The following is a 13175-nucleotide window of genomic DNA, read 5'->3' as shown; positions in this document are numbered from 1 at the left end:
GAAACCGGTTTTGGGAACCTTACGATCGAAGATAATGAAGATGGAAGTTTCTCTTTGCTTGGAGCTGATGGAACAACCGTTCTTGGAACAGTATCTAAGTCGAACTTAACGGATAATGCAGATGGTTCTTACACTTTCACCAGTAATGACGGTACTGATGTTGAATTTGATGTGCTTTCAGTTGAAGTTGTTTATGATGCTACATCTGGTTTGTACAATTTCACAGATTCCACCGGAGCTGTAATTGCTTCAATAGACACTAATGCCGATGCAATTGCCTTTGATAACACCACCAACAGTTTTACAGCCACTAATGTCCAGTCGGCTTTAGAGGAGCTGTTTACAGAACTGGAAACCGGTTTTGGGAACCTTACGATTGAAGATAATGAAGATGGAAGTTTCTCTTTGCTTGGAGCTGATGGAACAACTGTCCTTGGAACAGTATCTAAGTCGAACTTAACGGATAATGCTGATGGTTCTTACACTTTCACTAGTAATGATGGTACTGATGTTGAATTTGATGTGCTTTCAGTTGAAGTTGTTTATGATGCTACATCTGGTTTGTACAATTTCACAGATTCCACCGGAGCTGTAATTGCTTCAATAGACACTAATGCCGATGCAATTGCCTTTGATAACACCACCAACAGTTTTACAGCCACTAATGTCCAGTCGGCTTTAGAGGAGCTGTTTACAGAACTGGAAACCGGTTTTGGGAACCTTACGATTGAAGATAATGAAGATGGAAGTTTCTCTTTGCTTGGATCTGATGGAACAACCGTTCTTGGAACAGTATCTAAGTCGAACTTAACGGATAATGCTGATGGTTCTTACACTTTCACCAGTAATGACGGTACTGATGTTGAATTTGATGTGCTTTCAGTTGAAGTTGTTTATGATGCAGCATCTGGTTTGTACAATTTCACAGATTCCACTGGAGCTGTAATTGCTTCAATTGACACTAATGCCGATGCTTTAATTTATGACAATACAACCAGCGGGTTAACTGCCGTAAATGTTCAGGATGCTTTAGATGAGATTCAGGAAAATGCATCCATTGTCTCTCCTCTAGAAGATAATTTAGACGGAACATTTACTTACACAAATGAAGAGAACGTTATTACTCAAATAAAATCTGCCATGCCCAAATTTTTCTATATGCCATCTATTATCATCCCTACCGATGCAAGTCAGGTGCCTGCGGGGGAAACATTTGGAGAAATAGATCTACACCAGCGCTATGCCGATCAATTTGGATCTGGCCTGGTAGTGAACCCGGGGTCCACAACAACGCTTCCTGTGCTACCAGCGAGTGAATTAGATTACTATATCACCTGGTATGATACCAATGTTTTTGAGAATGTAAGTGTTTCAGATAGTGGAGTATTAAGCTATGATGTTCTAAATAATGCAGATATAACGGTGGGATCATTTATGAATATTGTTTTTGTTATAAAACCATAACTCAAAATGTTTTTATACAAAACATTTATTTAATCAAAATGCATACAAGAAATGTTTAGAAATATTGAAGTGAAACCTGTTTTTCCATTTATCGTATTTATACTGCTTAGTATTCAGGTAAATGCTCAGTTTACCATAACAGAAAGTTTTAAAGGTAATGCATCAAATGATATTATAATTGGAGACGGTGCTTATCTTACTTCTGGCGTGGCTGATCCTGTGAATGATGGGTGGTTGAGACTAACAGAGGATGTTGGTAACCGTAAAGGTTTTGCTTATGTAAATAAGTCATTCCCGTCAACATTGGGTGTTCTTGTAGACTTTGAATATATCATGTGGAGAAGCAGGAATGATTCAAATAACGGAGCAGATGGTATAGGGGTGTTCTTATTTGATGGAACTGTTGAGCCACAAGATTTTAATTTAGGTGGATATGGAGGATCATTAGGGTATGCGCCTAATACTAATGCAGGTACACAACAAGGAGTAACAGGGGGATATGTAGGAATTGGTTTAGATTCTTACGGAAATTTTGGAAACAATAATGAAGGAAGAATTGGGCGAATAGCTATGGATGGAAACAATGCAGCCGAAGTTCCCAATACTGTTGTGTTGAGAGGTCCAACCACTAACAGCAGTTCCACCACTAACCGTTTTTTAGCAGGAGCAAAAATTGGAGATAGAAGTGGGACAGCAAACACGATTAGAGCTCGAAACGAAATAGATTATAATACTGTTAGGAGCATACGCCCGGATTACTCAACATTTTATCGAAGAATTCAAATCGAAATAATCCCACTTGGAGGAAGTGCGGGTTATGAGATTATAGTGAGGTGGACCAAAACTTACGATGGTAATTTCACACAATTGATTACATACACCACCAGTGATGTACCACCAAATCTATTAAAACTTGGTTTTGCAGCATCTACCGGGGGTTCGTTCAACTTTCACGAAATACGTAATGTGTTGGTAACCACTCCGGGAAATTTGCGAGTTATCAAAAAGACCGATAAAAGTACCTTAAGAAGTATTGATGTAGGGAATAATGAAAATGAGATTTCTTACAATATTGAAATAGTCAACGATACAGATGGAGCATTAGAGAATATTCAATTTGAAGATAAGTTAACAGATGGTGAAGGCAATGTATTGGATCCCTCTGTCTTTGAGATAACCAATATTACAGCTGAAGGTTTTTTAGCCGGTACAAGTTTACCTGTCAATTCTTCAATTAATGAATTTACCGGGAGTTTAAATCTTTCTGCTAATTCTGCTGGTATAATAAAGGTTTCGGGCAGGCTAAAGGAAGTTCCTGCAGGTAATATTGTCACTAACGTTGTAAGTGCTTTACCAACAGATATATCAGATGAGGATTTAGGAAATAATACTTCTGTAGTCAATACTCCCGTAATTGCAGAGGGAATAGATATGGTAGTTAACAAAACTGTAGATCAATCTTGTTTAGATAGCACAAATGGAAATAGATTCACACTCGAAGTTACTAACTTAGGGTCTAACAATTTAAACTATAGCAGCACCAATCAGGTAGTGGTCACAGAGACACTTCCTCCAGGAGCTACTATTGTTAATCCCAGCAATAGCGGATGGAGTTACACCAACACAGGGAGTACATATACTTTTACCAAAACAGGTAGTGGGGTTTTAAGTTCAGGTTTTTCTTTTCCCAAGATTTATTATACGGTGAATGCCAGTCAGGGTTATACTAATTCAGCTGTGGTGGAGCTTAGAAGCTCGAGTGGCACAAACGCTGAAAATATTGAGCCACCCGAGAATTTAGGAAATAATGAAGATTCTATTGAGATTATTCCGGCACCATTAGTTCCCACAGTAACAAGTCCCGTCTATTATTGTCAAGGAGAAGAGGCACAACCTTTAACTGCAGCAGCAAATGAGGGATTTACTTTAAGATGGTTTTTAAACGAGGGAGGTACGGGATCTAATATTCCATTTACTCCCAGCACCAGTACCCCTGGGTCAACCATTTATTATGTGGCACAAACTAACGGCACCTGTGAAAGTGATCTTGCAGAAATTGAAGTTATTGTATTGGAAAATCCGGAAGCCGGGAGTATAAGTGGGGGAGAGGAAATATGTTCGGGTCGCATTCCAGGGGTAATTACCTCTCAATCATCTGGCAGTGGAAATGGTATTGTTAGTTACCGTTGGCAGTTTTCTACTGATGGAGGAATTATATGGGAAGAGGTGTCTGGAGCATCCGGTGAGAGTTATCAACCAGGTGTGGTTAGAACTTCAACTTTATTTAGAAGAATAACTATTACCGAGACGAACGGGTTTCAATGTGAATCTCAACCAACAAATATTATAGCAGTGACCACTAAGAGATGTGGTATAATAAGTAACCCTATGCTACCATCCAAAGCTCAAAATAATTAGGTATGAAGCACCTTTATCAGTATTCAACAATGCTATTTTCACTTTTGGGTTTCTCAATAAACTCTTCAGCCCAGACTACAAATCTGGGGACACTTTATGTGAATGTGAATACTCAATTTTCTGTAGTTAATAATTTTAACAATGCAGATGCAGGAGAGTTTTACAATGATGGAGAAACTTTTATATACAGGAACTTTAATAATGATGGTATTATCAATTATTATGAAAATACAGGATTAATCCGTTTTCTGGGTGCGGCTAATCAGGAGATCTCAGGGAGTCAGGAAAGTTATTTTTATAATACTGAATTTAACAACCAGAGTCAGTTATCTCCATTTCATTTATCAGGAGACATAACTATTGAGGGAGAGTCCAGCTTCTTGTATGGTATTATCGACAACGATAATTACGGAGGAAGTCTATTTTTTGGAGAAAACTCTAGTCATATCAATACTTCCAATAACAGTCATGTAGACGGTAGGGTAGGACATTACGGTGCCGAAGATTTTATTTTTCCAATTGGAGATGGTGGTTTTTACAGGTATGCCGGAACTTCAGAGTTATCAAATGAAGCAAGTATTATAGAGTCTAAATATATACTGGAAAACAGCGATGCTCTATATCCTCATCATTTACGTCCCGATTTTGTAGAACTTATTAATGACCAGGAATACTGGATAATTGAAAATACTGGAAATACAGAAGATACATTTATTACCCTTTCCTGGAATGAGAATACAACTCCAGCTGGAATACTACATGAACCTCGAGAAGGTTCTATTCACATTGTCAGGTGGGATGTAGAAGAAAATAGATGGATAGATGAGGGAGGAATTGTAAGTAACGACAACCAAACAGTTTCAACTGTTGTTAAAGAGGGGGGTGTTTTTACACTAGCCAGAATGGACGATTCTAATGTTCTCCCCTGCCAAATAACAGTTTATAATGCAGTATCACCCAATAATGATGGCGTAAATGATTATCTCAAAATCAATACAGGAGCTTCAAATACCTGTACCGAAAATCTTCAGGTAGAAGTCTACAATAGATGGGGAGTTAAAGTTTTTGAAACAGATAACTACGGAGAAGATGGGGATTTGTTTGATGGTTTTTCTAATGGCAGATTGAATATTGAGGGGGAAAAGCAATTGCCTACAGGAACTTATTTCTATATACTCAAATTTGATTATACCAATGGGAATGATGAAAAAAATATCTTCAAAAAGGCAGGTTATCTATATCTCAATGGTAACTAATCAGTAAAAAAAAACGAATGAGAATACAATTTAATAAAACACTTTTTTTCTTACTGGGTAGTCTTATTTTTTGCCTTCAGGACGTAAATGCGCAACAAGATTCTCAATATAGTCAGTATATGTATAATACTGTGAATATAAATCCAGGCTATGCAGGTAGTAGAGGAATGCTTAGTGCTTATGGAATGTACCGTGCCCAATGGGTAGGTTTAGATGGTGCACCAGAAACATTAAACTTCTCAGTTAACTCTCCTGTAGGGGTAAAAAGAGTTGGACTGGGTGTTAATTTTGTAAGTGATCGTGTAGGTCCCTCTTCTGAAGATAATATAACTGCAGATTTTTCATATAGCATACCCATTTTTAATACGGACACTAAACTTTCTTTTGGTTTGAAGGCAGGGCTTAATATGTTCAATCTGGATGTGAATAAATTGAGCCTTGAAAATCCTAATGATGTAAATTTTATCAGTAGAAATTTTACTTCACCAATTGTGGGCTTAGGTTTCTATCTACATTCAAATAAATGGTATTTGGGATTATCTACTCCTAATATGCTGGAAACAGAACATTATGATGAAATTGCGATTTCTACCGCCACCGAAAAAATGCATTTATACGCCATTGGAGGCTATATATTTAATCTAAATCAGGATGTAAAACTTAAACCTGCGCTATTAATTAAGGCTGTAAGTGGCGCTCCTTTAGCTGTAGATTTTTCTGCTAACTTCCAAATATATAATGATTTCACTCTTGGGGCATCTTACCGTTTTGACGCCGCGGTAGGAGCTTTAGCTGCATTTAATATATCTGATGAGATCATGGTTGGATATGCATATGATTATGATACCACGTCTTTAACCCATTATAATTCTGGTTCACACGAAATTTTTCTTCGGTTTGAGTTGGGAACGAGGATAAGCAACAAAGTGAATCCCCGTTTCTTTTAAATGTAACAATTAGTTTATGATCAAGAATTTTAAATATCTGTATATAATACTCTTTCTTTTTGCGTTTTTATCAATTGAAGCCCAGGAATCTAAACTTGATAAAGCGGAAAGACAATATGAAAACTATGGATATATTAATGCCCGGGAAATTTACTTAAAAGTTGCTCAAAAAGGTTTTGAGTCAGAAGAGCTATTTCAAAGACTGGGTAACTCTTACTACTTTAATGCAGCCTATGAAGACGCCCTCGTATGGTATAAAAAACTCTTTGCTCTAAATAGTAATCAGGAGGAAGAATATCTAAGGCGATATGCACAATGCCTTCAAGCAGTTGGAGAATCCAAAAATGCCAAAAAAATATATAATTTATTTGAGAAGCATAAAGAACTATCTGTTGAAGATTACGCTTATTTGATCGATCAAAATTCTGGAAGATATTCTATTGATATATTAAGAGGTGTAAATACAGATGGAAGAGAATTTGGGCATACTTTCCAAAATGGTAAATTAATATATGCCTCCACCCAGGATACATCTAATTTTATACAAAGAAATAGTTCCTGGGACGGCCTCAATTTCCTAAACTTGTATGAGGTGCAAATGCAGGAGGATTCCACTCTTAGTAGTCCTAAAAAATTGAAAGGGATTGTAAATGGGAAGTATCACGAATCTTCAGCTGCAATTACAAAAGATGGGCAAACCTTATATTTTACCGGTAGCAATAGAAGTAGTAATAAACCTGAAAACCAGAATTTAAAAATTTACCGAGCTCATTTAAAAGATGGTAAATGGGAAGATCTGGAAGATTTAGCAATAAATATTGAAGGGTACTCTACTGCCCATCCCGCTTTAGATAAGGAAGAGAAACTTTTATATTTTACTTCAAACAGGCCGGGGGGGTATGGGGAGTCTGATATTTATAGAACAAGTATAAACACAGATGGAAGTCTAAACGAACCCGAAAATTTAGGATCAAAAATAAACACAAAGGGAAAAGAAACTTTCCCTTTTGTTTCAGACGAAAATGAACTTTATTTTTCGTCTGATGGACATTATGGGCTTGGAGGGCTGGATGTATTTTATGTGAAAATGGAAGATTCAGGCTTTAGTAATATTCTGAATGTTGGCCGCCCGGTTAATTCTTATGCAGACGATTTTTCTTTCGGAATTAACAGCGATTCAAAAATGGGATTTTTTAGCTCAAATCGTACGCATGATAGAACTTTTGAACTTGACAATATTTACGTATTCAAGGAAGATCAGGAGATTATAGATGGTTATAAATCTATAATTTCAGGAAGAGTTATCGATGAAGACGGAGGAAAACCCTTAATGAATGCAACAATTAAATTATATAATGGAGAGGCATTATTAGATTCTACAAGTACAGATGCGGCAGGGAATTATAGTATTGCCGTTAATTATTTTGATATTTATAGGCTACAGGCGGCTAAAGAAAACTATGACGCTAAAGAGAAGTGGAGTGAAGACAGGGCAAAAAGCCAGGAAATTAATTTCTCCTTAAAAAGGAACATACTTGCCCTTACCCCTGGAACCGATATTAGTAGTCTGCTAAATATAAAATATATACTATTTGATTTTGATAGGACGAATATTAGGGATGATGCTGAAATAGAATTAGAGAAGCTACTAGCGGTTATGCAGGAATATCCAGAATTAAAAATTGAAATTAGATCTCATACAGATAGCAGGGGTGCTGATGCCTATAATAAATTATTATCTGAGAGAAGGGCTCTTTCTACTAAGCAATATCTCGTAGATAAAGGTATAGATAAACAAAGGCTAAGCACTAAAGGATTGGGGGAAGAGAGGCTTCTAAATAACTGTGGAAATGATGAAAATTGTCCTGCCGAAGAACATCAAAAGAATAGACGGTCTGAATTTGTTATAAAAGATTAACTTTTAGATTCTAAATATTACTGTAAGCTTCCCTTAATTAAAACTGCTTGATGGGATAAAATTAATGTTTTTGGTTTATCTGTAGTCGGTAATTGAGAATTAAGACGACACTATCCCGTGAGGTTTGGAAGTTCTAAATAAAAATGAGCTTATTCATCTTTTATCAAAATTAAAATTCAACAGCTTATTTCAAATTTTCCTCTTGGATTCAATTTGGAATCAAATGATTACCTTTATTATGCGATGTGAAAAAATCACCAGTTAGAGTTCACAAATCGTCAACATCATAGGCATTAATCAGGTGAAGCCCTTTAAAATAAGGCTTTCGAAAGAATAGTTCGATTCTTGGCGAGGCTACTTTTAACTTTTAAAGGAAATCAAAATCCTGTTAATCTTATGATTATCAGGATTTTTTTTGTTTGAGTATCGATGTAAATATAAGAGAAGGGTCGAGAATTTCTCTTAAATGGTGAAGAATGCCTCCTACGATTTTGGCCACTCTGGAATTGCGTGTTAAAGTTTTCATAATAGAACTTATAGCCTTATATTTCATGCTCTTTATTTATAGAGTATGTTGATGAATAAGGGGTTGATGATCAGAAAAGTATGTTTGCCTGGTAATACATGAGAAATCTGGTGTGCATTGGGTTTGTGACTATTCGTATTAATTCCGACTCCTGTATCCTTTGATTATGAGATTTATTGGCTTGATTTTTTTTATTCTCTCTTCAAACCTTTATGCTCAATCGTTTGAGGAAAAGAAGATGCCTCAAGATCAATACAGGTTTTCTCACCTGGGTATCGCAGATGGTTTATCTACCGGCTCCATTAATTGCTTTTACAGGGATAGTATAGGATTTCTTTGGATTGGAACTTCTTCAGGCTTAAACAGGTTTGACGGTTACAGTATAGAGATCTTTAATCCCGATCCGGCAGATCCATTATTGCTCCAATCTAAAGATTACCGCAAAATTTTTGAAGGTCCGTTTGGTAATCTCTGGATCCAAAACGCACTTGGGATGAGTATTTTTGATCCCAGGACCGAAAAATTTTCAGCAAGTCAGTTTTATCTTCTTAAAAAGATGGGACTTCCGCAGAAAGAGGTAAAAGAAATTAGTCGGGATTCTCATGGAAATTTCTGGATCATCCAGGAGGGGGAAGGTATAAGTAAGTATTCGCCTAAAACCGGAAAAGTGTTAAGGCTAACTTCCTCCGGAGAAAAAGGTTCCTTAAGTACAAACAACATATCCTGGTTCTCTGAAGATTCAAGTGGTAATTACTGGGTTATTCACACAAATGGCATTTTTGAGAGGTTAGATGGAAAAATAAATAAAATCACCTATACCAATAACGAGTTGTATAACACCTTTGGTGGGGATATTCATGATTACCGCATAGTTGTTGATAATGAAGATGACCTATGGATTCATCTTTATAAAGATTTTGGAATCTTTTATTACAATGCAGAGAAGGACCTTATCAGGAATTTTAGTAAAAATACAACTCCAATCAGCCTCAATAGTAACTTAATCACAGATGTGGTAAAAGACCAGGATGGGAATATTTGGATAGGTACAGATCATGGTGGTATTACCGTTGTAAACAAAGAAGATTTCAGCTTTGATTATATTCTTTCAAATCCTGAAATTGAGAATAGTTTATCCCATAATAGCCTTACTTCTCTTTATGCTGACCCGGCCGGAATTATATGGGCGGGTACTTATAAAAATGGTGTTGATTACTACAACAAGAATATTATGAGGTTTGATCATCATCAAAATTTAATTTCAGATGCTGGCAGCCTTCCCTTTAATGATGTTAACGTATTTGCAGAAGATGAACAGGGAAATATCTGGATGGGAACAAATGGTGGTGGTCTTATCTCTTTAGATCTAAAAACCTGGAAATATACACAGTACCTTCACAATCCCAAAGTACCTTCAAGTATCTCCAGCAATGTTATAGTAAGTCTTCTTGTCGACTCCCGTGGTGATCTATGGGCGGGAACCTTTCTTGGTGGACTTAATAAATTTAACGGCAGAGAGTTTAAACATTATAATCGAAAAGAGAATGAAACAGGAGGAGTTGGCGGAAATAGTATCTGGGAATTATTTGAAGACTCTAAGGGGAATATATGGGTGGGGACACTCGAAGGTGGTGTTGATGTATTTAATCCTGATACAGAAGAATTCATAAACTCAAGCGAGGAAGGGGGAGAATATGAAGTTCATTGTAATTATATCTCTGCAATTACAGAAGATGCAGAAGGGAATATTTGGCTGGGAGGTGTTAATGGTATTGATGTAATAAACCCATTAACTGGAGAATCGAAGCACTTTCAGAATAACCCAAAGGATAGCGGCACCTTGAGCAGCGACCAGATCCTTGCTATATTTAAGGACAGTGATGATAATATCTGGGTAGGAACTCAAGAAGGGCTCGATCTTTTTAATCCTAATGCCGAAACATTCTACCATTATAATACCATGGATGGTCTACCGGGAAAAAAAGTGGTAGCTATAAATGAAGATGATCAAAAAGACCTTTGGTTAGCCACTGCTTATGGGCTGGTACAATTTAGAAAAAGTAAGATTGAAGAATCCACCGGAAGAATAGTTCCCGACTTTCAGAAATATGATGATGAGGATGGGCTTCAGGGAAAATTGTTTAATGAAAATTCTCTTTTCAAGTCCCGAAACGGGACTCTCTTTGCAGGTGGTCTCAATGGATTTAATACTTTTAACCCTAAGACCTTTAATTTTAACGAGAAGCCTCCTCATGTAGTTTTTACTTCTTTCGCGCTCTTTAATAAAAAAATTAGCCCATTACAGAAGGTCAATGATAGAGTACTCCTGTCGAAGCCAATTCACCAAACTTCAGAGATAAGGCTTCACCACGATGAAAATTTATTCTCCATGGAATTTGCAGCCCTGGACTTTATGCAACCTTCTAAAAACCGATACAGGTACAGGCTTGTAGGTTTTGATCAGGACTGGCAGGAAGTAGGTAGCAATGATCGTCGCGTCACATATACAAACCTTGATCCGGGAACTTATGAATTCCAGGTGCAGGCTTCCAATAACGATCATGTTTGGAACTCTGAGGGTGCTACACTTATGTTGAGTGTTTTACCTCCTTTTTACAAAACTCCGTATGCATATGTTCTTTATCTATTACTGGTGATCTTCCTTTTATATTTTTCCAGGAGAAATATTATAAAGCGACAGCGTCGAAACTTCCTGTTTGAACAGGAAAAGAGAGAAGCAGCTCATCTTCACGAAATGGATCTAATGAAAATCAGGTTCTTTACGAACATAAGTCATGAGTTTAAAACTCCACTCTCGCTAATTCTCGCTCCCATTGAAAGACTTAAAGCACGTGAAATTAATCTGGAAGCTAAGGAGCAACTGGAAACCATCAACCGTAATGCAAGACGCCTGTATGGTCTTATCAACGAGATCCTCGACTTGCCCAAAATACAGGAAACGCCATTGCTATCCACCTCCAAAGGAAACATAATTGAATTTGTTGAACAAACAGTGGATTCTTTTAAAATACTTTCTGAAAACAAGAATATCAACCTAATTTTCCATACAGAAACAAAGGAATTTGTTACTTCCTTTGATATTGACAAACTCGATAAGATCCTTTTCAACTTGTTGTCTAATGCCTTTAAATTTACACCTGAAAATGGAACGATAACCGTAAACGCTAAAATTGTAGACATTTCTTCTACCACTCATAAAAAACTTCTGCAAATTAGTATTGCCGATTCGGGAATAGGAATTTCGAGTGAGGACCAGGCAAAGATCTTTGATCGGTTTTACAAAGTTATTCAGCCAGAAAATAACAACAGGTCTGGTAGTGGAATTGGTCTTTCGTTGGTAAAAGAGCTTATCGAATTGCACAAAGGAACTATTGAGGTAGAAAGTGAACCGGGAAAAGGTTCTGTATTCTCTCTTAGTATTCCTCTTCAAAAGATCGAGATTCCTGAAATTGCAGAAGTGGGTGGAACTTCTTCTGAAAATTTTCTCGATAAAACCTTAGGAAAAGAGGTGTTAGGCGGGGAGACTAATGATATTCCCACCTTATTAATTATAGAAGATGATCAAAGTCTTCTTACATATTTAACTAAGAGTTTTAATAGGTCTTTTAAAGTGTTTACGGCTACTAATGGGCAGGATGGATGGAAGAAAGCACTTTCAGTTCAGCCAGATGTCATCATTTCGGACTGGTCTATGCCTTTAATGGATGGTGCTGAATTATGTGCTAAAATCCGTAATGATGCCAGGACCCGACATATTCCTTTTGTCCTATTAACTGCCCATGGTGATGAAGAAAGTATTCTGAGTGGGCTAAAAACGGGTGTGAGCGACTACATAGTTAAGCCTTTTAATTTTGAAGTCCTGTATTCCCGTATTCAGAACCTCATTTCTCAAAGAAAGTCACTGCAGCAGACTTACCGTAAAAAAATAGAGGTTGAAACAAAAAAAGTTGATATTGAACCCGAAGATGATGCGTTTATGCGCAAAGCTCTTAAGGTTATTGATAAAAATTTGAACAATACAAATTACTCGGTAGAAAAATTAGCGGCTGACATGGGGGTGAGCAGAACCTTCCTTTATAATAAGATGGTAACAAGGCTGGAGAAATCGCCCAAAGAATTAATACGAGACATTAGGCTCGACAGGGGAAGGGAGCTTCTTATTAAAAGTGAATTGACAATTTCGGAGATAGCTTTTGAAGTAGGTTACAACAACCCAAAATACTTTACAAAGAACTACAAGAAAAAGTATAACATGTTACCGTCTGAAGTGAGGACAAAATTATCATGTGACTAGCTGATAATACTTATAGTTATTGCCTCCTTTCTATGTTTGTTTTGTTATGAAGCTATAATTCTTCAGGCAAAGGGTTCTAATTCTACACCTAAATAAGTTGTCTCCTTTCTTGCTCTTACAGCTCTCCTTATTTTAAGATTTATCTCCAAATTCTCGAAGATTGGCTAACAAAATACCTTTTTAGAAAGATCAAATCCTTCCATCAGATGTCCCTGGTAAATTTATTTGCTTAATTCTTCAGAATTTTTGTCTCCACCGGGAAGAGCATGTTTACGTCCAGATGAATTTTTTCAGTGTTTTCAGAGAATTAATTCTGTTTCTGAGAATTTAT

General features: G+C 36.8%; 6 protein-coding genes. All 6 read left to right on the top strand.

Annotation, left to right across the window (positions count from 1 at the left end; genetic code table 11):
* Positions 1 to 1464 (top strand): autotransporter outer membrane beta-barrel domain-containing protein (locus tag OQ279_RS10060; protein ID WP_503167756.1); only part of this gene is annotated, 1464 nt, incomplete at its 5' end.
* A gap of 51 nt (positions 1465 to 1515) precedes the next feature.
* On the top strand, positions 1516 to 3882 hold the full coding sequence (locus OQ279_RS10055; protein WP_266069734.1) for a DUF8696 domain-containing protein: 2367 nt from the start codon (positions 1516 to 1518) through the stop codon (positions 3880 to 3882).
* A gap of 2 nt (positions 3883 to 3884) precedes the next feature.
* Positions 3885 to 5138 (top strand): T9SS type B sorting domain-containing protein, encoded by a 1254-nt coding sequence (locus tag OQ279_RS10050; RefSeq protein WP_266069733.1) that lies wholly within the window; start codon positions 3885 to 3887, stop codon positions 5136 to 5138.
* Positions 5139 to 5155: 17 nt separating this feature from the next.
* Complete coding sequence (locus OQ279_RS10045) at positions 5156 to 6085, top strand: PorP/SprF family type IX secretion system membrane protein (protein WP_266069732.1); 930 nt, start codon at positions 5156 to 5158, stop codon at positions 6083 to 6085.
* Between the two features lie 16 nt (positions 6086 to 6101).
* Positions 6102 to 8003, top strand: coding sequence for an OmpA family protein (locus tag OQ279_RS10040; RefSeq protein WP_266069731.1), 1902 nt, complete (start codon positions 6102 to 6104; stop codon positions 8001 to 8003).
* A 764-nt stretch (positions 8004 to 8767) separates the two neighbouring features.
* Complete coding sequence (locus OQ279_RS10035; protein ID WP_266069730.1) at positions 8768 to 12844, top strand: hybrid sensor histidine kinase/response regulator transcription factor; 4077 nt, start codon at positions 8768 to 8770, stop codon at positions 12842 to 12844.
* Positions 12845 to 13175: the final 331 nt, after the last annotated feature.

Origin of the sequence: Salinimicrobium profundisediminis (assembly GCF_026241755.1) — a bacterium.
GTDB lineage: Bacteria > Bacteroidota > Bacteroidia > Flavobacteriales > Flavobacteriaceae > Salinimicrobium > Salinimicrobium profundisediminis.
This window is presented reverse-complemented; position numbering and strand designations above follow the sequence as displayed.

Bases quoted from the DNA above. Each gene is read 5' to 3' on its own strand.
- OQ279_RS10055 (WP_266069734.1), top strand. From the start codon at position 1,516: ATGTTTAGAAATATTGAAGTGAAACCTGTTTTTCCATTTATCGTATTT.
- OQ279_RS10050 (WP_266069733.1), top strand. From the start codon at position 3,885: ATGAAGCACCTTTATCAGTATTCAACAATGCTATTTTCACTTTTGGGT.
- OQ279_RS10045 (WP_266069732.1), top strand. From the start codon at position 5,156: ATGAGAATACAATTTAATAAAACACTTTTTTTCTTACTGGGTAGTCTT.
- OQ279_RS10040 (WP_266069731.1), top strand. From the start codon at position 6,102: ATGATCAAGAATTTTAAATATCTGTATATAATACTCTTTCTTTTTGCG.
- OQ279_RS10035 (WP_266069730.1), top strand. From the start codon at position 8,768: ATGCCTCAAGATCAATACAGGTTTTCTCACCTGGGTATCGCAGATGGT.